Source organism: Gelidibacter sediminis (assembly GCF_004364975.1).
GTDB classification, from domain to species: domain Bacteria; phylum Bacteroidota; class Bacteroidia; order Flavobacteriales; family Flavobacteriaceae; genus Gelidibacter; species Gelidibacter sediminis.
In genome coordinates this window covers 1017805-1039393 of sequence record NZ_SOBW01000008.1, presented here as the reverse complement: position 1 = coordinate 1039393, position 21589 = coordinate 1017805, and the positions used below count along the sequence as shown (strand labels likewise).

The following is a 21589-nucleotide window of genomic DNA, read 5'->3' as shown; positions in this document are numbered from 1 at the left end:
TTATTTTCTAAAAAAAGTTGCCTCAAATGTAGAACTATTTCCTACATTATCGGTTACCACAAGTTTCAATTCATTTTTGGTATCTGTCACTACATTATCATTAAAATCAAAAGTCAAAGTATTCGTTTTATATTCATATTCCAATAATATAAATTTGCCATTGACGGTAGCTCTATAATTACTGATACCTGAAAGATCATCAGTTATTTTAAATTTAAGATATCTATAATTGCTTAACCATTTACCATCCTGAAAGTTTAAAGCCGAAATTTTTGGGCCTTGGGTGTCCAACACTAGAGCATAAGTCCCTAATGCGTTGGAGGATGCAGTTAATGTGTTGCCTTGTCTTTTGGTGTTCAAATAACTAGGATAGTTTCGGGATCCTATGAGTTCGGCAATATATAATTTGTTTTTTTCAGCGTCTTTATATTTGCTGACGTCATATGTGATTGAGACATTTTTTTGAAGCGGAATCACATCTTTATGTAGATATAGAGTGTCATTATTTACGCTAAAATCTATAAACGTATCTTCATAAAAACTGTTAGACGGAAAATATACGTTGACATTTTTATCAGTTAAATTAGTAGGTTGATCAGAAAATATATAGGTTTTGCTCTTGGTGTCCACTATTTTGGGTGCAACGGATGTTTTTTTTCCATTAATAGGGATGGTAACCCATGATTCGTTGCCATGAAAATCCTTAATTCGAACTTTATAAACTGAAGCGGTACTGTCTTCAACCATTATATAACCATCATTGTCTAAATTTTGATATAGACTGAGCACATTTCCTGGTTCAACAAAGAGTTTTTGAATGCGACTTCGTCTTGTTTTATAGTATTCATAATCAAGAAATCTATTGATATGTCGAGACTCAGCGAATGAAAATCGATTAAAATCCATTTCAAATTTTCTGTGGCCATTAAAAAAGGTTTCCAAGCCATTAATACCATTTTGGTTGACGGCAAGATCCTGAGAGTCATAGCTGACAATACCGAAACCTACTGTGCCATGGGCAGTTATATTTTCTACAATGTAGTCTTTGTTTTTTGTAGGAATGAGGCGTAACTCCACACGACCCGTTTTACCATTAACAGAAGATGCGTCATCTTTGGTGTAAGCATATACCGCTGTTACAAAAGGTGTTTTTTTATCCTGCACATCAAGGCCAAACAGCAGCGGATTAATAGTGCGTTCTTGTTGATCTCGAATTTCAAAATGTAGGTGGGGTCCACCTGAGCTTCCCGTATTTCCTGAATAGGCAATAATTTCGTCTGTTTTAACCTTCAACTCATCAACTGCAGGAAACAATTCAACTTCATAAGATTCTGCTTTGTACTGTGCTGCTTTTATATAGGCTTCAATGATGGGGGCATAACTAGAAAGATGACCATACACACTGGTGTAACCATTGGGGTGTGTTATGTAAATGACTTTGCCGTAACCATAATGTGATACTTTAATTCGGCTTACGTAACCCTCTGCAACTGTGTATATATTATGACCTTCACGTTGCTGTGTTTTGATATCTAAGCCTGCATGAAAATGATTGGTCCTCAATTCGCCAAAAGTGCCAGAAGGGATTATTGGAATATCTAACGGGCTTCTAAAATAATCTTTAGGATAGTCAACTTGTGAAAATGCAAAGGAGGTTAAGAGTAAGGGGAGAATAAGAAATTTCATAACTAAATTTAAAAGGCTAAAATTATTAAAAAAACTTAGGAGTGCCTAACGTAAAAGGGTTTATCACTTAAGGTATCTTAACGTCCTACACCACCTGATTAGTATAACCTGTTTGGAATAACAGAATTAGGTATCAACAGATATAACATAATTGACATGCTTAAGACAATTTGACTATTATCTAACAGACGTTTTTAATAAAGTTGTAATGCATTGTTAACTTTGGCAAGCATAAGTGCTTTAGAATTATGACTTTAAAAATTTTCAAAATTTATGATAAAACAATTGTGATTTTTGATAAGGTATGTTAACTTTGTTTCATCAGTATTGAAATTTGTACATGGGTAAAGTTGAAGATATTGTTGATTCTTTAGAGAATAAAATCAGCAAGGTTTTACATAAGCAGGAGGTTTTAAAACAAACCAATGCAAAGCTTTCTGAAGAATTGGCCAATTATCAGCAAAAAATTATTCAGCAACAGGAAGCCTTGAGTTCTTGGGTTGAAAAATATGAAGCTCTTAAGATTGCAAATTCAATGTTGGGCAGTGATGAAAATAAACGAGAGACAAAGCTCAAGATAAATACATTAATAAAAGACATAGATCATTGTATAGCGCAATTATCTGAATAATGTAAGCATAGTATTTAATGTCAGAACAGCTAAAAATAAAGCTATCCATAGCTAACAGGGTGTATCCGCTAACGATTGCACCTAGTCAGGAGGAAGGATTGCGAAAGGCCGCTAAGAAAATTGAATCTATGATTGGTCAGTTTGAGCAGAATTATTCCGTGAGGGACAAACAGGATGTACTAGCTATGTGTGCTTTGCAATTTGCCTCCCAAGTGGAACAGAAAACAATAGATAAAGACAATGTTAGTGAAGATGTCAAAAATAGATTATCCGCTTTAGACGACCTTCTTCATTCTCATTTAAGCTCTTAACGTTCTTTAAAATAAATAGGTTACTGCCTACATTAGTTATTTATTTGATAAACTCAACATTATTTCTTTAAAAAGGGTGAGTTTAAGTTGTAAAACCGTGCTGCCTTTGAGCAGATTTTTGATCAGCTTGTTAGCCCTAAACTTGTTTTTAAGGAGTTTATACTAAATTTGAAGCTGATGTAGGCTTTTTTTTTGCTTAGATTTTGCATGTCAACCAAATGTTATGCTAAGCTAAACCCGGTGATATCTGGGTGTTTTTAATGATATCAAATTATATTAAACTAAACTAAACATGGAAAATACAATTTTACTAATTGTTGGAGGGGTAGTATTGGGCATCATACTCGGCTATATTATTGCAAAAGTCCTCGAAAAAAATAATGCTTCTAAATTAATTAAAAACGCACAAGAAGAGTCCAATTCAATCATACGCCAGGCTAATGCTGAAGGAGAATCGATAAAAAAAGATAAACTTCTTCAAGCAAAAGAGAAGTTTATTGAATTGAAATCTGAACATGAAAAAATTATTCTTTCTCGTGATAAAAAAATTGCTGAAGCTGAAAAAAGAACGCGTGACAAGGAGTCTCAAGTCTCTAGCGAATTAGCTAAAAACAAAAAACTTTCCCAAGAAATAGAAGATAAAATTAAGGATTATGATTTCCGACTTGAATTTTTAGAAAAGAAGAAAGAGGAAGTCGACAAGGCTCATAAAAGTCAAATTAAACAACTAGAAGTAATTTCAGGACTTTCTGCGGAAGAAGCAAAAGCACAGCTTGTAGAATCGCTAAAACACGAAGCTAAGGCTGATGCTATGGCTTATATTCAAGATACATTGGAAGAAGCGAAGCTAACTGCACAGCAAGATGCTAAGAAAATTATTATAAATACCATTCAGCGTATTGGTACAGAAGAGGCTATTGATAACTGCGTTTCCGTTTTTAACATAGAATCCGATGATGTTAAAGGTCGCATTATTGGTAGAGAAGGACGAAACATCCGCGCTATCGAAGCCGCTACTGGAGTGGAGATTATTGTTGATGATACTCCAGAAGCGATTATTTTATCGTGTTTTGATTCTGTTAGACGTGAAGTCGCCCGTTTATCACTTCACAAATTGGTAACCGATGGACGTATTCACCCAGCTAAAATTGAAGAAGTAGTTCAAAAAACACAAAAACAGATTGAGCAGGAAATTATTGAAGTAGGAAAACGAACAGTAATTGATTTAGGAATTCATGGGTTGCACCCTGAATTAATCAAATTGGTAGGACGTATGAAATACCGTTCTTCATATGGTCAAAATCTTTTACAGCATTCACGCGAGGTCGCAAAGCTTTGCGGGGTCATGGCAGCCGAATTGGGCTTGAATCCTAAAATTGCAAAACGCGCTGGATTATTACATGATATTGGTAAAGTGCCAGACTCAGAAGCAGATATGGAAACCCCACACGCGATCTTAGGAATGCAGTGGGCTGAAAAATATGGTGAAAAGCCTGAAGTTTGTAATGCCATTGGAGCCCATCATGATGAAATTGAGATGACTACTTTATTAGCGCCAATTATTCAAGTATGTGATGCTATATCAGGTGCAAGACCAGGAGCCCGCCGTCAAGTTTTAGACTCTTACATTCAAAGATTAAAAGATTTGGAAGATGTGGCCTTTGGATTTAATGGTGTTAATAAAGCCTACGCCATTCAAGCAGGACGAGAATTGAGAGTTATGGTAGAAAGTGAGCGTGTTTCTGATGAGCAAGCAGCTAATTTGTCTTTTGAGATTTCTCAAAAAATTCAGACGGATATGACATACCCGGGACAGGTTAAGGTAACGGTAATACGAGAAACTAGAGCCGTCAATATTGCCAAATAAAAACGGTATTAAATATTTTAAAAGTCTAGCCAATGCTAGACTTTTTTGTTTTTACCAATGATGGTGAATGTGGTTCCTACATTTACTTCACTTTCCACTTTAATGCGGCCTCCATAACTTTCAATTTGATTTTTAATGAGATATAACCCTACACCCTCAGCGTCATCATTATGATGGAATGTTTTATACAATCCAAAAATGTCCTTACCATATTTGTCTAGATCAATACCTACACCATTGTCTGATATGGTGAGTTGAAATTCGTTTTTATCGAAATAAAAATCGATGGAAATCACCGGATCTCTATCAGGATGTTTGTACTTAATGGCGTTAGACAATAAATTTTGAATGATACTCTCAAAATAAGAACAGTTGTAATATAAAAATAATTTTCTAGGTATATTGTTGTAAATGGTGGCGCTATTTTCTTTTATGACTATGTCAAGCACCTCTAATATATTGTCTATGGCATCAGCAATGTATATTTTTTTTGTTTTGAGGTTTTTGCTGTTTTGAACATTTACAATATCGTGCAAATTAGAAATTGTTTTTGACAATGAGGAGGACAGCGTTCTTAAATGACTCAGTATTTCTTCTTCTTCTGAGCGTGATTCTGCATCATCAAATAACTCCATCAGGCCCTCAAAATTTGCGGCATGTTGTTTTAAATTATGGGTAACGATGTGTGCAAAATTTTTAAGCTTATTGTTGTGTTCAGTGGCTAGCAATAGGGATTGATTGATTTTTATCTCATTCTGTTTTTGATAGGTAATGTCAGTATGCGTACCAATAATCCGTTTAGGATTGTTATGACTGTCCCATTCAACAATTTTGCCTCTATCACGAATCCATTTATACGAGCCATCTTCACATCTTACGCGATGCTCGTTCTCATACATCGGCACCAGGCCTTTTAAATGATCTTGAAAATTACTATAATAAGTTTCTTTATCGTCTGGATGGACGCGTTCGTTCCATGCATCTATATGGGCTCCAAAGTTGGGATCATTAACACCAATAATTTGTTTAGAACCTTCAGAAAAATACACGCGTTTTGCAGCAGCATCATACTCCCACATTCCTATACCTGAATACTCCAAGGCCAATTGCCATTTAAGATTCTCCACAAACGTTGTATTTAATTGATATAATGGTAATCCTGATCTAAGTGAGGTCATAGCATTTCGTTTTTAGGTTTTAATAGTGGGTAAGATTGTAAATCTTAAGAAATTCACTATAAACAATTGCTATTGCTCTAGTTATAGGGGGATTAACTACAAGTTATGAAATAACTTAGTTAATTTAAAATTTATTTTGAATAGAGTTAACATTTCATATAAATGTATCCATAGGATACGGCAGTAACTTTAAGAGGGAACCATTATATAAAATTACCAACAATCTAAAAATATAAAACATCGCATACATCGACTATAATGAGTTAAGTTTTACAATAAAATGGTTTATTTTCTAGGATGATATTTTAAAAGTACCTCTTTTAAATGACTTCTATCTACATGCATGTAAATTTCTGTAGTGGTTATGCTTTCATGCCCTAACATGAGCTGTATGGCTCTTAAATCAGCTCCATTTTCCAATAAATGTGTCGCAAAAGAATGTCTGAAGGTGTGTGGGGAAATGGTTTTGTTAAGCTCAATTTTTGATGCAAGTTTCTTAATTATGGTAAAAATCATTGCACGAGACAATTGTCTACCTTGATGATTTAAAAAAAGGGTGTCTTGAAATTGTTTTTTCACCTTAATTGTAGTGCGCACTTCATCTTTGTAAATTGTGATATATTTTTGGGTGGACCTTCCTATAGGGACAAAGCGCTGTTTGTCTCCTTTACCTGTAACTTTTATAAACCCTTCATCGAAATAGAGATCTGATAATTTAAGATTGATCAATTCACTTACCCGGAGTCCGCAGCTATACAAGGTTTCAAGTATGGTACGGTCCCGTTCGCCTATCCTAACCCCATTGTATTCTTTAGTGAGTTCAACAGCAGCAATCAGATTATTAATGTCGTCCAAACTTAAAGTATCAGGCAGTTTCCGTCCAATTTTTGGAGATTCAATATGATCTAATGGATTAATCGAAATGTAATCTTCAAACACTAAGTATCCAAAAAAACTCCGTAAACCTGAGATAATTCGTGCCTGGGATCTTGCATTTAAACTTTTTGAAACTTCATAGATAAATTGTTGAATGGTAGAATGATCTATAGAAGTAGGGGTTACTGAAATATCATGTAGTTCTAAAAACCGGATTAGCTTTTGGATGTCAAACGTATAATTGGCTATAGAATTAGAAGATAAACCACGCTCGATTTTTAAGTATAATTGAAAGTCATTAAGGGTATCTGTCCATTTCATATCAATACAATTAGTTTTGCTTAAGCTTATATCCGCAATAATAAACCTTTTATGCTAATCCTAACAGATCTCTATTTATAAATTGCATTTAACACTTATGTAACATGATTGGTGTAGGTTGAAAATTTATGTGGTATTATAAATTTTGTGTTAAATGCCCTTAAAGTTCGTTAAATTGTGTTAAAGCAAAATCTTGTAGGTAGTTTCTTAACGTATATCGAGTTGGAACTTTAAAAAACAGACTTATGAAAAATTTATTTTTTGCAACATTAGTAACTATTTTCGGATTTACAACTATTAATGCACAGTCCGATGATACAACAGCTCAATTTGGAGTTAAAGGAGGTGTTAATTTCTCTACTATTACAGGAGATGACATAGGAGATTTAGACTCTAGAACAAGTTTTAATTTAGGGTTATTTATGGAAATTCCTATTTCTGAACGATTTTCCTTTCAGCCAGAGGTGTTGTATTCAGGACAAGGGTTTACGATAGCTACCAGAGATCAGGATAATGCTTTTGATACAGATGATAATGTTGAGTACCAACTCAATTACATTCAAGTACCTTTAATGGCAAAGGTTTATTTGGTTAAAGGTTTGTACGCTGAGGCTGGTCCACAATTTGGATTTAAGGTTAGTGAGGAAATTGATTATTCTCCAGGCGAAGGAGGAGGAGATACCGTGATCGATTCTGACGATTCCCATGTTAAAGGTTTTGACACCAATGTAGCCTTAGGTGCTGGGTATAAATTTGACAACGGATTTGCTCTTTCTGCAAGATACACGCACGGTTTGACCAACATTTATAAGGACAATACCATGTTTGAAAATACAGACGCAAAAAATTCCGTATGGCAGTTTGGGGTAGCCTTTTCATTCTAAGAAACCGTAATACCAATACTTACATATCAAATATCTTGAAGGAGCCCACGGGCTCCTTTTTTTATGCGTTTTATATGCCTAAAATTTAATACTTTTAGCTTATGAAAAAATTGATGATTATTAATGGCCCAAATCTAAATCTTTTAGGCACTCGTGAGCCGGATATTTATGGCAGCCTTTCTCTAAATGAATTTTTAGATACCGTAAAAGAAAAATATCCTACTGTTGAAATTTTCCATTTTCAATCGAATATAGAGGGCGAACTGATTTCTAAAATTCAGGAGGTTGGCTTTAGTTTTGATGGGATTATTCTGAACGCCGCCGCATACACACATACCTCCGTAGGTATTGGTGATGCTGTAAAAGCTGTTAAAACGCCTGTTGTTGAAGTACATATCTCCAACACTTATGCTAGAGAAGAATTCAGGCACCAATCTTATATAGCGCCAAACGCCAAAGGGGTGATTCTTGGTTTTGGATTGCAAAGTTATGAATTGGCCATACAAAGTTTCTTAAATGATTAAGTGAAAATGAGATACGTTATAATCATACTTTTTGTAACTTTTACGAGCCTTGGAAATGCCCAAAATATGGACACGAGATTAGGCGTAAAGGGTGGCTTGAATTTAACTTTTTTCACTGTTGATCAACAAAATTTAGGGACATACGCCACCTCCGAAACAGGGGACTATGGCGGTATATTTATAGCATTCCCTATAGATGATTTCTTAACGATACAGCCTGAAGCATTATATATTTCAGTGGGGGATTTTAATTTTTTAAATGTTCCGTTGTACGCGAAGTATGAAGTAGCCAACAAACTCTATTTACTGGCAGGACCCAGTATCAACTACTTCTTCGATTTTTTTACCAGTAAGATTAGAATTGGGGCTGATATTAGCTCAAGCTACGCCATCACAAAAGCTTTAGATGTTCATGTAAAATTCGCCTTAGGTCTCGACGAATTAGCGCCAAACGGCCTATTTTTCGGAATGGGACTTCAACTTTAAGTTATTTCTAAGATTTCAACTCAAAAAAAAGCGATTCAAAATTTTGAATCGCTTTGTATATTTATGTAATTATCATTAGTCAATCAACAATCGACAGTCGTCAATCAACAATTTCCTAGCTTATAAATGAATTACTTCACCGTATGCGGCTGCAACAGCTTCCATAACCGCTTCACTCATTGTAGGGTGTGGATGTACTGCTTTTAAGACCTCATGTCCTGTAGTTTCCAATTTACGTCCTAAAACAGCTTCTGCAATCATATCTGTTACACCAGCACCAATCATGTGGCAGCCTAACCATTCGCCATATTTGGCATCAAAAATAACCTTTACAAATCCATCTTTTGCGCCAGAAGCACTAGCTTTACCTGAGGCTGAGAAAGGGAATTTACCAACTTTAATATCGAAACCTTTTTCTAGGGCCTGTTTTTCAGTCATTCCAACACTTGCAATTTCTGGTGATGCATACGTACATCCAGGAATGTTGCCGTAATCTAAAGCTTCTACATGTTGACCTGCAATTTTTTCCACACATAAGATGCCTTCTGCGGAAGCAACGTGCGCTAACGCTTGACCAGGAGTTACATCTCCAATAGCATAGTATCCAGGAATATTGGTTTGGTAATAATTATTGACTAAGATTTTATCTCTATCTACAGCAATACCAACATCTTCCAAGCCTATATTTTCTATGTTAGATTTAATTCCAATAGCTGAAAGTATGATATCTGCTTCAAGAGTTTCTTCTCCCTTTGCGGTTTTTACAGTTGCCACAACGCCTTCTCCAGAGGTGTCAACTTTAGTGACTTCCGAGGAGGTCATGATTTTAATCCCACTTTTCTTGAATGATTTTTCCAATTGTTTAGAAACATCCTCATCTTCAACAGGAACAACGTTTGGTAAGAATTCAACAATAGTCACATCAGTGCCCATAGAGTTGTAGAAATAAGCAAACTCTACACCAATAGCACCAGAACCTACAACAATCATCTTTTTAGGTTGCTCTTTTAAAGTCATGGCTTCTCTATAGCCAATCACTTTTTTACCGTCTTGTTTTAAACTAGGTAATTCTCTAGACCGCGCACCAGTTGCAATGATGATGTGGTCAGCACTGTATTCTTTACCTTCAACTTCAACCTTCTTTCCAGTTTTAAGTTTTCCAAAACCTTCAATAACGTCAATTTTGTTTTTCTTCATCAAAAACTGAACACCTTTGCTCATACCATCTGCAACACCGCGACTACGCTTTACAATCGCATCAAAGTCTTTGTCAGCATCTTTTACAGAAAGCCCATAGTCTTCAGCATGTTTAAGATATTCAAAAACTTGTGCTGATTTTAATAAGGCTTTTGTTGGGATACAGCCCCAATTTAAACAAACGCCGCCAAGACTTTCTTTTTCAATAACAGCAGTTTTGAATCCTAATTGTGATGCTCTAATAGCAGTTACGTAGCCACCAGGACCACTTCCAAGAACAATGATATCGTATTTACTCATGAGTATTTTTTAATCGTGATTAGAAGCTACGAAGTTACAAAAAGTAAATTTCAAATTGCAAATTACCATTTCCTAAAATGGGAATAGTTATTAAGAATTGTTTGTAATTGTTATTTGTGACTAATCGTGAAGTTACAGCAGGTGTAATTTCTGATTTAAATGGCTATATGTTAAGGATAGACCATAGCAACAAACGAAATTTTACTGAGTGTATTCCATTTATAAATGATCAGTAAAATGTCGCTTACCTTTTTCTATATCAAATTTATACGTATTGTAGGGTGCCGATTGATTCTTAGGTATGGATAAATTAGCCCATTCGTCAGCTTTTAATAATTTGCCGATATAGGCCATTTGACCAATATGATAGGGGTAATGTCCCAATTGTCTGAAAATTGCTTCCGCAACAGTGTGCCCTTCGTTTCTAATATATACTATCTTGTCCATATCCTCTCCGGTAAGTGGTGAAATGGCGTTAAACAAACAGGTCCAGCCTTGGTTCCAAGCTTCCTGAAGTTCTTCTTTAGTAGTAAAAGTTGCCTCAAATTCTTGATCTCTCTGGCGCCATTCCTTTTCACCATCTTCAGTTAAAAAATAAGTCCATCTGCTCAACATATTGCCTACCATATGCTTTACAATTACTGAAATGCTATTGGAAGCTTCATTGGGTTGGTAATTCATTTCCTCAAAAGACAACTGGGCAATGGTTTTATCGCCTACAGTTTTATAATATATAAATTGCTTTATAATGCCAGGTATGAAGGTGGTTTCCATAATTTAAAATTAACTAAGAAATATAAATTCAAAAGATAAATAGCAAAAAAAGTAGAAATTCCAAAAACGCCATAGAATCAATGACTCTCACGGAATTAAGAATTTTCTGATGGGAGTTTATTTGCTTGTAGGGACAAATTCTAAAGCATCACCATTAATACAATGACGTTTTCCTGTTGTAGCTCTTGGTCCATCATCAAAAACATGACCTAAATGTCCGCCACACGTGGCACAATGCTCTTCAGTACGTACATATCCAATTTTGGTATCTGTAGAAAAAGCCACATTTCCTTCTATCACCCGGTCAAAACTGGGCCATCCAGTGCCAGAATCAAATTTATGTTCACTTTTAAAAAGCGGTGTTTTACAGGCTGCACAAACATAAGTGCCTTTGGCATGGTTGTTATTTAACGGACTGCTAAATGCACGTTCAGTACCCGCTTTCCTTAAAACGTAATATTGATCGGCAGTTAATTGCGCTTTCCACTCCGCATCTGTCTTAGTAATTTTAAAAGAGGGTGAATGCTCTGTCTTCGTTTCTTTCTTTTGCGCAGAACTGTTGCAACTGAAAAAGATGCTTAATATGAGTAATAACGGTAGTGTTTTCATTTTAATTGAATTATAATGTTAATGTTAAGTCGAAAGTAATTCTTTTTACTTTCTTGATACCCCATTAAGTCTATCACATTGATTTAATAGTGATGTTACCATAACATTTGTACGTAATTTTATTACTTTAGGTTTTTAATTTAGTATATCTTAACACACTTAATCTTTTTAAACTTTATTTATGCCAGAAGTTAAGCCTTGTAGCCGTTTTACTGATTTTGATATCAATCTGTTCTTAGCTGGAAAACATTTTAGGCTTTATGAAAAGTTTGGATCCCACATAATGGAACACGAGGGTGTTAAGGGCACCTATTTTGCAGTATGGGCACCAAGTGCCAAAAAGGTTTCTGTGGTGGGCGATTTTAATCATTGGAATGAAGATGAGAATGTTCTGAATGTGCGCTGGGACAAGAGTGGTGTTTGGGAGGGCTTTATTCCTCATGTTGGACAGGGCGCTATCTATAAATACAAAATTACGAGTCATCACAACAACATAAAAACTGAAAAAGCAGATCCTTATGCACGGAGAGCTGAACACCCTCCAAAAACAGCGTCAATTGTATGGGAAGATGCTTATGCTTGGAAGGATAAGAATTGGATGGCCAAACGCAAGAAAAATAATGCGTTAGAGGCTCCACATTCCGTATATGAAGTACATTTAGGGTCTTGGAAGCGCCATGCTACTGAAGATCGGTTTCTGTCTTATGTTGAATTGGCAGAGGATTTGGTAGCCTACGTCAAAAAAATGAAATTTACCCATGTAGAGTTGATGCCCATCATGGAATTTCCGTATGATCCAAGTTGGGGCTATCAAATTACAGGCTATTTTGTCCCCACAACGCGTTTTGGATATCCTGAAGAATTTAAATATTTAGTAGATACGCTGCATAAAAATGATATTGGAGTTCTATTGGATTGGGTGCCTTCACATTTTCCTGAAGATGCCCACGGATTGGGATATTTTGATGGCTCCTGTTTATACGAGCATCCTGATAGGCGCAAAGGTTACCATCATGATTGGAAGAGTTTAATATTCAACTATGGTCGTAATGAAGTTAAATCATTTTTAATCAGTAATGCCTTATTTTGGTTAGACCAATATCATGCTGATGGGTTGCGCGTAGACGCCGTAGCTTCCATGCTGTTTTTGGATTATTCTAGAAAAGATGGCGAATGGGAACCAAACATTCACGGCGGACGGGAGAATTTAGACGCCATAGCTTTTATAAAAGAAATGAATGAAGCCGTATACGCCAATTATCCAGACGTTCAGAATATTGCTGAAGAATCGACAGCCTTCCCAATGGTATCAAGGCCTACCTTTTCTGGGGGACTTGGTTTTGGCATGAAGTGGATGATGGGCTGGATGCACGATACGCTCGATTATTTCAGTAAACCTCCAATTTACCGCCAATACCACCAAAATGATTTGACCTTTTCAATAACTTATGCCTTTTCAGAAAACTTTATGTTGCCATTAAGCCATGATGAAGTGGTGTACGGGAAGAAATCTATTCTAGGTCGGATGCCTGGCGATGAGTGGCAGCGTTTTGCGAATTTAAGGTTGTTATACAGTTATATGTTTACCCATCCAGGAGGTAAATTATTGTTTATGGGCTGCGAGTTTGGTCAGCAAAATGAATGGAATTTTAGCCAAGGGTTGGATTGGCATTTGTTAGACTCTGAATCCCATCAGGGCATCCAGCGTTTAATCATAGATTTAAATGGCTTGTATCAATCGGAGCCTGCACTTTATGAGAAGCAATTTTCAGGTGAAGGTTTTGAGTGGATTGCTTACGATGATCACAAAAATTCGGTTTTAGTCTATATCAGGAAGGGCAATACAGAAGAAGAGCAACTAATAATAGCCTGTAACATGACACCAACACCAATGGTTACATATAGTATTGGAGTACCGGCAAAAGGAAGATTGAAAGAGATTTTTAATAGCGATGCTACAATATATAATGGTACGGGCGACTTTAATAATAATTTGATCACCACTAAAAAGGCCGAAATGCACAATCGCAATTTTTCAGCTATAATTAGCATACCACCATTGGGAATGGTTGTGTTTAAGTACAAACAAGGAGGCCTAGGTTCCGCAAGTATCAAGGGGCAATCTAAGTCTAAACCCAAGGCCCTTAATAAAACTAAGGAGCCAGTTATAGAGCTGAAGCCATCATCAGAATCTAAAAAGGAAAAAGCAAAAAGCAAACCCGCTCAATCTTCAGTAAAACCGGCCAAAGTTAAATCAACTACAAAATCTTCCAAAAAGAAGAACTAAGAAACCGTTCAATTTCATCAATTCTTAACAGTTCAAACGCTATAGTTAATAAGTGCTCTTAACTAATATTTTATTTTACTAAACTTATGCGTTTTTTTGTGAATTATATAATAAAATTATGATTGTAAATACCGAGTTAGAAAACAAAGGAAATATTTTTCCTAATAATATAGTGTCCTATAAGAAGGATGTTGACACCTTTTATTTTACGACTGATAATGATGTGGTTCTCGCGATGACTATTTTAAGGGATAGTGTCATCCGCTTCAGATACACCACAACAGGTACTTTTGAAAAAGATTTTTCATATGCCATCACTAAACATGCCAGTAAAGGCTATAATAAATTAGAGATAGAAGAGGAAGCAGAGTCTTACAAAATCTCCACTTCTAAGCTCATCTGTCATATTAAAAAAGACAATCTTAAAGTTTATATTTTTGATGCTAAAGATCATAAACTGATTAATGAAGATGAATTGGGGTTCCATTGGGAAGAAAGTTATGAATACGGTGGCAACATTGTCAAAATGAGTAAAACTTCTCATGATGGTGAGAGTTTTTTCGGATTAGGGGATAAGCCGGTAGAACTTAATCTAAAAGGTAAACGCTTTGAAAATTGGGTGACGGACAGTTATGCCTATGGCAAAGGGACTGATCCTATTTATAAAGCGATTCCATTTTACACAGGCTTACATAATAAGAAGGCCTACGGAATTTTCTTTGATAACAGTTTCAGGTCTTATTTTGATTTTTGCCAGGAAAGACGCAACGTTACGAGTTTTTGGGCACAAGGTGGCGAAATGAATTACTATTTTATCTACGGTCCAAAAATGGAAGACGTGGTGGCCAATTATACTGATCTGACAGGGAAACCACAACAATTACCACCACTTTGGGCTTTAGGGTTTCATCAATGTAAATGGAGTTATTATCCAGAATCTAAAGTGAAGGAAATCACTTCTAAGTTTAGGGAGTTGAAAATTCCGTGTGATGCCATTTATCTCGATATTGATTATATGGATGGATTTAGATGTTTTACGTGGGACAAAACCCATTTTCCTGATCCAAAACGCATGGTTAAAGAATTGTTGGATGATGGGTTTAAAACTGTCGTAATTATTGATCCGGGAATTAAAATTGATAAAGAATACTCGGTATTTACTGAAGCTTTAGAGAATGATTATTTCTGTAAACGTGCAGACGGTCCTTACATGAAAGGAAAAGTTTGGCCAGGGGAGTGTTATTTTCCAGATTTCACGAATAAAAAAGTACGTGATTGGTGGTCTGATTTATACAGAGAATTGATTGAAGATATTGGTGTAAAAGGGGTGTGGAATGATATGAATGAGCCTGCAGTCATGGAGGTTCCTAACAAGACCTTTCCTGATGATGTGCGCCATGAGTATGATGGCAACCGCTGTAGCCATAGAAAAGCACATAATGTATACGGTATGCAAATGGCTAGAGCTACCTATCAAGGGGTTAAGAAATTCGCCTATCCAAAACGTCCGTTTGTCATTACACGTGCCGCCTATTCTGGGACGCAACGTTACACGTCTACTTGGACGGGAGATAATGTGGCCACTTGGGAGCATTTATGGATTGCCAATATCCAGGCACAACGTTTAGCAATGTCAGGATTCTCTTTTGCCGGAAGCGATATTGGAGGTTTTGCTGAACAACCACAAGGCGAATTATTTACACGTTGGATTCAATTAGGAATTTTTCACCCATTCTTTAGAGTCCATTCATCTGGAGATCATGGCAATCAGGAACCTTGGGCGTTTGATGAAGATGTGACTAATATCGTACGGAAATTCATTGAATTGCGCTATAGACTATTACCTTATTTATACACCACTTTCTGGAAATATGTAGAGGAAGGGATTCCAATGTTGAAGTCGCTGGTCATTTTTGATCAAGAGGATGTACACACACATTACCGGTCAGATGAATTTATTTTTGGTGATCATATTCTCGTATGCCCAATCTTAGAACCTAACGCGCGTGGTAGACGTATGTTTATTCCTCGGGGTGAGTGGTTTAATTTGTGGACCGACCAATTGGTTACAGGTGGAAAGGAAATGTGGGTAGATGCTGATATTGAAACCATCCCTATTTTCGTAAAAGCTGGAGCCATAATTCCTATGTATCCAGTACAACAATATGTTGGCGAATTAGATATTGATGAAGTTGCGCTCGATGTGTATTATAAAAACGGAAAAGAATCGTCAACATTATTTGATGATGCTCACGATGGTTATGATTATACCAAAGGACGTTACAGTTTAAGAACATTTAAACTTACAGGAAAATCAAATGAACTTATTATACAACAACATAAGGAAGGAAAATTTGATGCTGGTTACCAAAGATTTAAAGTGAAATTTCATGGGTTGCCGTTTACGGTTAATAAAATCCAGGTTGATAATGAAGATATAGCTTTAAGCGACGTGAAAATGAATGGCGATAATACCATGGTTATTGAGAAGAGTTTTACGCAAATACATGTGTTTGGACACTAAAATTGAACCATTTTTAAATTTAAGCAAAAACTAATTTGGAATGAGTTCATCAATTAGGGAACGGTTTTTGTAATTTAGTTACCATAACTAAAGTCATACAACAATGAAGTATAAAAATTCAATAATCGCCATAGGAGCTTTAACGCTTTTCCTATCTTGCGCTACTAATCCTTTTACAGGTAATAAAACCTTGGCGTTAATGCCCAATTCACAGATATTTCCTACCGCCTTTGCACAGTATGATCAGTTTTTAAGTGAGAACAAAGTTATTACTGGTACAAAAGACGCGGAAATGGTAAAACGTATCGGTCAAAAAATTGCTGTAGCGGCTGAACGTTGGCTTGATGCCAATGGTTATCAGGGCTATTTAAAAGATTACCAATGGGAGTATAATTTAATAGATGATAAAACAGTAAACGCTTGGGCTATGCCTGGCGGAAAAATTGTAGTTTATACAGGTATCCTACCTATTGCAGATAGTGAAGCTGGTTTAGCAGCCATTATGGGTCATGAGGTGTCTCACGCGCTTGCCAATCATGGTCAACAACGTATGAGTGCAGGCATGTTACAACAATTAGGTGCCGTAGCTGGGAACGTCGCAATTAAAGACCCTCAAACCTTAAGTTTATTCAACCAAGCATATGGAGTTGGAACAACGGTAGGTGTAATGCTGCCTTTTAGTAGAAGCCATGAATCTCAAGCTGATGAAATTGGACTATACCTTATGGCCATCGCAGGTTATGAACCATTGGAAGCTGCTAATTTGTGGAGACGTATGAGTGCACAAAGTGGTGGACAGGCTCCTCCAGAATTTTTAAGCACACACCCTGCTAATCAAACGCGTATTAGAAATATTGAGTCGCTTGCAGCAAAAGCAAGATTAGAGGCTAATAAATTTGGAACAACGACATTTAAGAAATAAGTCACATTAGTTTTAAATTAAATTTCTAATTTTAAAAGCTGTTTACCTTACATTTGGTAAACAGCTTTTTTTTATCATCATTTTGAACCCTTAGGTCTAAAAACAAAATCATCTGTTTACTAAATAACACAACCTATTACCGCGAATGACACAACTTCAAAAAGGAAGTAAAAAACTGCTTAACGCTTGGGCATTCTATGATTGGGCGAATTCAGTTTATACACTCACCATTGCATCTTCAATATTTCCAATTTTCTACTCAGCATTGTTCATGTCTGAAGTTAAAAAAGTTACTGCATTTGGCTTCGAATTTAAAAGTACTGCGCTAATCACTTTTGTTACGGCATTTACTTTTTTGGTTGTGGCATTCACTTCGCCAATTTTATCGGGAATTGCTGATTATGTTGGAAATAAGAAAAACTTTATGAAGTTTTTCTGTTACGTTGGAGGTATAGGATGTATCGGATTGTATTGGTTTAGCTTAGAATACATCCATATTAGTTTGTTATTTTATTTCATGGGACTTATTGGTTATTGGGGAAGTTTGGTGTTTTACAATTCTTATTTGCCCGATATTGCATTTCCTGAACAACAGGATAAGGTGAGTGCAAAAGGATTTTCAATGGGCTATATTGGGAGTGTCCTTTTGTTAATTTTTAATCTGGCCATGGTAATGAAGCCCGAATTTTTTGGGTTTAATGTTGATATAAGTCCAGACATTCTAGCAAACGGTACAGAGAACGAAATTGTTATGGCTACAGAAGCGGCTAGCAATGCTGCATCCATCAATGCTATGAAAGTATCGTTTATTACGGTAGGACTTTGGTGGATACTATTCAGTCAGTATACATTTTATATGCTTCCAAAAGGTGTTTCTTCAGGGCACAAAGTAACAAAGGCGGTGGTGTTTAATGGTTTTAGAGAGCTACAAGCAGTTTGGAAAGAACTTACAATGAATTTGAGATTAAAACGGTATTTAATTGCATTCTTTGTATTTAGTATGGCCGTGCAGACTATAATGTTGGTGGCCGTTTATTTTGGGGAAGAAGAAATTGCTTGGGCAGATAGTGATGAGAAAACCATGGGGTTAATTACCAGCATTCTAATTATACAATTAGTGGCTGTGGTTGGAGCGATTTTAACCTCAAAAGCTTCATCAAGGTTTGGGAATATTAAAACATTAATTGTTGTTAACATAATTTGGATGTCACTTTGTGTATATGCCTATTTTATGATTACACCAAATGATTTTTACCTAGCTGCAGCTTTTGTAGGTTTCGTAATGGGCGGTATACAATCTTTGGCACGTTCTACATACTCTAAATTTCTACCAGAAACTAAGGACACCACTTCATACTTTAGTTTTTTTGATGTGGCAGAGAAAATTGGTATTGTTATAGGAATGGTCATTTTTGCGACAATTGATCAAGTTACAGGTAGCATGCGCAATGCTATCTTGTTTTTGTTTATCTTTTTTTTGGTCGGTATTGCATTGCTTTTTAGAGTTCCTAAACATGCGTAGTTTAAACTTATTTAATCTAAAAAGTTTAAATGTTAAACTACTCAAGATGAAAAATCTTGTAGCATGACATTAATAATTTCTGAAATGAAACGCTGTAATTTTGACATTCTTAGCTTTGGTTCTTAAAAGAAGCCGTAACTAAAACTCGCGTTAAAAATACAAAGACACATTTTATTGCTAAATTTTATAAATGTGGTTTTAATTTCTTTTGAAAGTAACACTTCCATAATCAGAATTTATTTTTATCAGATTTTGAGTAGTTGAAGTTCCATGGGAACCTTTATAAGATTTTTCCGTGGATGCTTCTTTTTTGGTTGTAAATTGAAAGTCATCCGATCCGCGCAGCGATGCATATTCGAGATTGATAGCAAATTGAAATTGATAATTAGCGTCGTAACCAATGGTGATGCCTGTGTAATCAGAATCAATGGAAATATTACCAGCATTTTCAGTCATCTTATCAATTCTAATGGAACCGTAATCTGAAATTAATTGAATGTTTTTATAAATTTCACCTAATCGAGCGGTCAAATAATCACCATCCCCTTTAACATAATTTGCCTTTTCTATGGATATCGATCCATAGTCGCAGGTGTACGTTACGTTTTCAGCAATCTCAACAACAGATTTGGTGTAGTCCGCTTCAATTTCCAGATGCTTAGTCTTAGCTACAGTAAAGCTGCTATAATCAGCATTAATCTTCCCACTTTCAATGTACTCAAAAAAACTATTATTAGTATAATCAAACGTGATGGAATTATTATTTGCTAAAAGTTCTTTAGTGATGATTTTACCATAATCGCAATTAATTTTTGCATGACCTTCCAATCGATCCAAATTAATTGTTCCGTAATCGTTGTTTAAATCGACGCTATTGGTAATTGGCAATTTAATGATGTAATTAATCTCCATATTGACGTTTGAATTTCGGCCCCAGTTCCACCAACCTTTAGACTTGTTTTTTTGAAACATTGTTTTGGCGTAAACTCGACTGGAAGACGCTTGAAAATCTACTGTAATGTCGTTTAATTTTTCTTCCACCTTTTCCAGATTATCGCCATTGGTTTTAATCCTTACCTCAATACTAACCGTATTTCCACTATAGGTTATAACATTAATATTACCATAACTGTTGTCAATTTTTAGAAGTGCATCTTTAGTTACGGCGTATGATTTTTTTATCGTTTTTTCCTTTGTGTGTTTGCCATTCCATACTGTTGATGCAAAAGAATGGTTCCAGAGAATAAAGGCTATTGCGAAAATGAAGTATTTAGTTTTCATAGATTCAATATTAAAGTGTTAATGAGTGTTCTGATTGTATGTATTTCAAATTTTCTATGGCTCTTAAAACGTTCTCCAGCAAATCAATGCGGCTTTGTAAATTACTAATCATGGCATAAACCACCCGTTTGTCATGTCCACTAATTTTAAGATCTATTTTAAGGCGTTCATAATTGTTTTCCAAGTACTCCAATTGTTTTAATGCGTCGGCAACAAGAGCATCATTTTCAGCCGTTCTGATGGATTTTAATTTGCTTAATTCTGACGAAATTACCGTTGTAAAAAAATTCTGTGTTTGTGATAATTGCTCAGAAACATTGGCCAAATCATTAGATTGTGGTTGCGGTTTCACAACTGTAAACAGTCCAATAGCTACAATTAAAATAGCTGCAATAGCCGCAATTAATTTTTTCATTGTTGTCCATGCTGGTTTTTTGCTTCGTTGCTTTTTATGCAACCTCTCTAAAAATCGCTGCTCATGACCGTCAACGGGCACTTCAAGATCAAAATCATCATGTACTATTTTAAATAGATGATCTATAGTATTCTTTTTCATAACATTCATGTTAATGATCCATAATTGGCTTTAATTTTTGTCTCAAACTCTCTTTAGCTCTAGAAATCATCGTTCTGCAATTGGCATAACTAATGTTCATAATGTCGCAAATTTCTTCATAATCATAACCTTCAATTAAATTTAAGGTCAAACCGAGTTGGTAATTTGATTTTAAGCTTTTCATACAGTCTATTATTTGCGCAGCTTTTATAGTGCTCCATTGATAGTCCTCTTCTACACCCTGATCGTCTTCAACTTTATAAAGGACCTCCTCAAGCGCAACCTCCTGATTTTTCTCATTCTTGCGGTATGCACTAATGCTGTTGTTAATAATTATACGCTTTAACCACGGACCAAACATATTGACGTCATTTAAAGTATCTAATTTTGTAAAGGCAATCAGAAATGAGTCTTGCATGATATCCTCTGCCACAAACTTATCCTTTACAATTCTATAACTAGTATTATACATGGCGTGATAATACCTGCGATAGATTTCCATTTGAGCGCGTTCGTTACCAAGTTTGCATTGCTCCAATAAATCTTTATTATGTATTAAGATTGGTTTCAAAAACAATTGCTTTGTTATAATGATGAAGTTACTTAAAGTATGTTACAGTATTTTAAAAAATAGTCTATAAAATAATTGTGAATTTGGTCACAGCCTACTTAAATTGACGATCTATAAACATCGCGACATTCCGTCAAGTATGGCATAACTATTGAAAACATAGGGTGTCTATCTAATTGTTTAGTTGATTAAACTATTGATTTATAAGGGTTAGGTGGACTTTAATACTAATTGAAAAAAAAATATTGTGTCAATTTTATGACATAATGACCTTTAAACATA

General features: G+C 35.5%; 19 protein-coding genes and 1 other RNA gene. 11 read left to right on the top strand and 9 right to left on the bottom strand.

The features are described from left to right. A complete protein-coding gene (locus BXY82_RS11240) occupies positions 1 to 1686 on the bottom strand; it encodes a M23 family metallopeptidase (RefSeq protein WP_133758281.1) in 1686 nt (561 codons plus the stop codon). A 340-nt stretch (positions 1687 to 2026) separates the two neighbouring features. On the opposite strand from BXY82_RS11240, the gene BXY82_RS11235 reads away from it, so the two are divergent. The 4 genes from BXY82_RS11235 (at position 2027) to rny (ending at position 4495) form a co-directional block, all read left to right on the top strand. Beyond that, a complete protein-coding gene (locus BXY82_RS11235; protein ID WP_133758280.1) occupies positions 2027 to 2317 on the top strand; it encodes a hypothetical protein in 291 nt (96 codons plus the stop codon). A 17-nt stretch (positions 2318 to 2334) separates the two neighbouring features. Then, positions 2335 to 2628 (top strand): cell division protein ZapA, encoded by a 294-nt coding sequence (locus tag BXY82_RS11230; protein ID WP_133758279.1) that lies wholly within the window; start codon positions 2335 to 2337, stop codon positions 2626 to 2628. A gap of 51 nt (positions 2629 to 2679) precedes the next feature. After that, positions 2680 to 2787: non-coding RNA, 6S RNA (gene ssrS, locus BXY82_RS11225), on the top strand. 133 nt (positions 2788 to 2920) lie between these two features. After that, positions 2921 to 4495 (top strand): ribonuclease Y, encoded by a 1575-nt coding sequence (rny, locus tag BXY82_RS11220; RefSeq protein ID WP_133758278.1) that lies wholly within the window; start codon positions 2921 to 2923, stop codon positions 4493 to 4495. A gap of 35 nt (positions 4496 to 4530) precedes the next feature. On the opposite strand, the gene BXY82_RS11215 is transcribed toward rny, so the two are convergent. After that, positions 4531 to 5673: a sensor histidine kinase gene (locus BXY82_RS11215; RefSeq protein WP_133758277.1), complete on the bottom strand. Its 1143-nt coding sequence runs from the start codon at positions 5671 to 5673 to the stop codon at positions 4531 to 4533. Between the two features lie 285 nt (positions 5674 to 5958). Beyond that, complete coding sequence (gene xerA, locus BXY82_RS11210) at positions 5959 to 6870, bottom strand: site-specific tyrosine recombinase/integron integrase (RefSeq protein WP_133758276.1); 912 nt, start codon at positions 6868 to 6870, stop codon at positions 5959 to 5961. A 245-nt stretch (positions 6871 to 7115) separates the two neighbouring features. Here xerA and BXY82_RS11205 point away from each other — a divergent pair, with 245 nt between their 5' ends. The 3 genes from BXY82_RS11205 to BXY82_RS11195 all read left to right on the top strand — a co-directional run bounded on the left by BXY82_RS11205 (position 7116) and on the right by BXY82_RS11195 (position 8764). Then, positions 7116 to 7754 (top strand): porin family protein, encoded by a 639-nt coding sequence (locus BXY82_RS11205; RefSeq protein ID WP_133758275.1) that lies wholly within the window; start codon positions 7116 to 7118, stop codon positions 7752 to 7754. Positions 7755 to 7855: 101 nt separating this feature from the next. Beyond that, complete coding sequence (aroQ, locus tag BXY82_RS11200) at positions 7856 to 8278, top strand: type II 3-dehydroquinate dehydratase (protein ID WP_133758274.1); 423 nt, start codon at positions 7856 to 7858, stop codon at positions 8276 to 8278. A 6-nt stretch (positions 8279 to 8284) separates the two neighbouring features. After that, on the top strand, positions 8285 to 8764 hold the full coding sequence (locus tag BXY82_RS11195; RefSeq protein WP_133758273.1) for a porin family protein: 480 nt from the start codon (positions 8285 to 8287) through the stop codon (positions 8762 to 8764). A 120-nt stretch (positions 8765 to 8884) separates the two neighbouring features. Here BXY82_RS11195 and lpdA read toward each other — a convergent pair whose 3' ends face one another. The 3 genes from lpdA to msrB form a co-directional block, all read right to left on the bottom strand. Next, a complete protein-coding gene (gene lpdA / locus BXY82_RS11190) occupies positions 8885 to 10261 on the bottom strand; it encodes a dihydrolipoyl dehydrogenase (protein WP_133758272.1) in 1377 nt (458 codons plus the stop codon). A gap of 219 nt (positions 10262 to 10480) precedes the next feature. Continuing rightward, positions 10481 to 11035 (bottom strand): DUF1572 family protein, encoded by a 555-nt coding sequence (locus tag BXY82_RS11185; RefSeq protein ID WP_133758271.1) that lies wholly within the window; start codon positions 11033 to 11035, stop codon positions 10481 to 10483. A 117-nt stretch (positions 11036 to 11152) separates the two neighbouring features. Further along, on the bottom strand, positions 11153 to 11644 hold the full coding sequence (gene msrB / locus BXY82_RS11180; RefSeq protein ID WP_133758270.1) for a peptide-methionine (R)-S-oxide reductase MsrB: 492 nt from the start codon (positions 11642 to 11644) through the stop codon (positions 11153 to 11155). 181 nt (positions 11645 to 11825) lie between these two features. Here msrB and glgB point away from each other — a divergent pair, with 181 nt between their 5' ends. The 4 genes from glgB to BXY82_RS11160 all read left to right on the top strand — a co-directional run bounded on the left by glgB (position 11826) and on the right by BXY82_RS11160 (position 18899). Further along, the gene (gene glgB / locus BXY82_RS11175; protein ID WP_133758269.1) at positions 11826 to 13931 is read left to right on the top strand and encodes a 1,4-alpha-glucan branching protein GlgB; all 2106 of its coding nucleotides are present in this window, start codon (positions 11826 to 11828) and stop codon (positions 13929 to 13931) included. 118 nt (positions 13932 to 14049) lie between these two features. After that, the gene (locus BXY82_RS11170; RefSeq protein ID WP_133758268.1) at positions 14050 to 16455 is read left to right on the top strand and encodes a glycoside hydrolase family 31 protein; all 2406 of its coding nucleotides are present in this window, start codon (positions 14050 to 14052) and stop codon (positions 16453 to 16455) included. A gap of 103 nt (positions 16456 to 16558) precedes the next feature. Next, positions 16559 to 17377, top strand: coding sequence for a M48 family metallopeptidase (locus BXY82_RS11165; protein WP_133758267.1), 819 nt, complete (start codon positions 16559 to 16561; stop codon positions 17375 to 17377). A gap of 145 nt (positions 17378 to 17522) precedes the next feature. Continuing rightward, positions 17523 to 18899, top strand: coding sequence for an MFS transporter (locus BXY82_RS11160; RefSeq protein ID WP_133758266.1), 1377 nt, complete (start codon positions 17523 to 17525; stop codon positions 18897 to 18899). 198 nt (positions 18900 to 19097) lie between these two features. Here BXY82_RS11160 and BXY82_RS11155 read toward each other — a convergent pair whose 3' ends face one another. Genes BXY82_RS11155 through BXY82_RS11145 form a run of 3 tightly spaced genes read right to left on the bottom strand, consistent with a single transcriptional unit; the run spans position 19098 to position 21307 of the window. Beyond that, positions 19098 to 20180, bottom strand: coding sequence for a hypothetical protein (locus BXY82_RS11155; protein WP_133758265.1), 1083 nt, complete (start codon positions 20178 to 20180; stop codon positions 19098 to 19100). Positions 20181 to 20190: 10 nt separating this feature from the next. Then, the gene (locus BXY82_RS11150) at positions 20191 to 20736 is read right to left on the bottom strand and encodes a hypothetical protein (protein WP_133758264.1); all 546 of its coding nucleotides are present in this window, start codon (positions 20734 to 20736) and stop codon (positions 20191 to 20193) included. Positions 20737 to 20746: 10 nt separating this feature from the next. Next, the gene (locus tag BXY82_RS11145) at positions 20747 to 21307 is read right to left on the bottom strand and encodes an RNA polymerase sigma factor (RefSeq protein WP_243835786.1); all 561 of its coding nucleotides are present in this window, start codon (positions 21305 to 21307) and stop codon (positions 20747 to 20749) included. Between the last annotated feature and the right edge of the window lie 282 nt (positions 21308 to 21589).

What these genes read in the sequence shown, in the direction of transcription:
- BXY82_RS11240 (WP_133758281.1), bottom strand. Translation starts at nt 1,686, where the DNA reads ATGAAATTTCTTATTCTCCCCTTACTCTTAACCTCCTTTGCATTTTCA.
- BXY82_RS11235 (WP_133758280.1), top strand. Translation starts at nt 2,027, where the DNA reads ATGGGTAAAGTTGAAGATATTGTTGATTCTTTAGAGAATAAAATCAGC.
- BXY82_RS11230 (WP_133758279.1), top strand. Translation starts at nt 2,335, where the DNA reads ATGTCAGAACAGCTAAAAATAAAGCTATCCATAGCTAACAGGGTGTAT.
- rny (WP_133758278.1), top strand. Translation starts at nt 2,921, where the DNA reads ATGGAAAATACAATTTTACTAATTGTTGGAGGGGTAGTATTGGGCATC.
- BXY82_RS11215 (WP_133758277.1), bottom strand. Translation starts at nt 5,673, where the DNA reads ATGACCTCACTTAGATCAGGATTACCATTATATCAATTAAATACAACG.
- xerA (WP_133758276.1), bottom strand. Translation starts at nt 6,870, where the DNA reads ATGAAATGGACAGATACCCTTAATGACTTTCAATTATACTTAAAAATC.
- BXY82_RS11205 (WP_133758275.1), top strand. Translation starts at nt 7,116, where the DNA reads ATGAAAAATTTATTTTTTGCAACATTAGTAACTATTTTCGGATTTACA.
- aroQ (WP_133758274.1), top strand. Translation starts at nt 7,856, where the DNA reads ATGAAAAAATTGATGATTATTAATGGCCCAAATCTAAATCTTTTAGGC.
- BXY82_RS11195 (WP_133758273.1), top strand. Translation starts at nt 8,285, where the DNA reads ATGAGATACGTTATAATCATACTTTTTGTAACTTTTACGAGCCTTGGA.
- lpdA (WP_133758272.1), bottom strand. Translation starts at nt 10,261, where the DNA reads ATGAGTAAATACGATATCATTGTTCTTGGAAGTGGTCCTGGTGGCTAC.
- BXY82_RS11185 (WP_133758271.1), bottom strand. Translation starts at nt 11,035, where the DNA reads ATGGAAACCACCTTCATACCTGGCATTATAAAGCAATTTATATATTAT.
- msrB (WP_133758270.1), bottom strand. Translation starts at nt 11,644, where the DNA reads ATGAAAACACTACCGTTATTACTCATATTAAGCATCTTTTTCAGTTGC.
- glgB (WP_133758269.1), top strand. Translation starts at nt 11,826, where the DNA reads ATGCCAGAAGTTAAGCCTTGTAGCCGTTTTACTGATTTTGATATCAAT.
- BXY82_RS11170 (WP_133758268.1), top strand. Translation starts at nt 14,050, where the DNA reads ATGATTGTAAATACCGAGTTAGAAAACAAAGGAAATATTTTTCCTAAT.
- BXY82_RS11165 (WP_133758267.1), top strand. Translation starts at nt 16,559, where the DNA reads ATGAAGTATAAAAATTCAATAATCGCCATAGGAGCTTTAACGCTTTTC.
- BXY82_RS11160 (WP_133758266.1), top strand. Translation starts at nt 17,523, where the DNA reads ATGACACAACTTCAAAAAGGAAGTAAAAAACTGCTTAACGCTTGGGCA.
- BXY82_RS11155 (WP_133758265.1), bottom strand. Translation starts at nt 20,180, where the DNA reads ATGAAAACTAAATACTTCATTTTCGCAATAGCCTTTATTCTCTGGAAC.
- BXY82_RS11150 (WP_133758264.1), bottom strand. Translation starts at nt 20,736, where the DNA reads ATGAAAAAGAATACTATAGATCATCTATTTAAAATAGTACATGATGAT.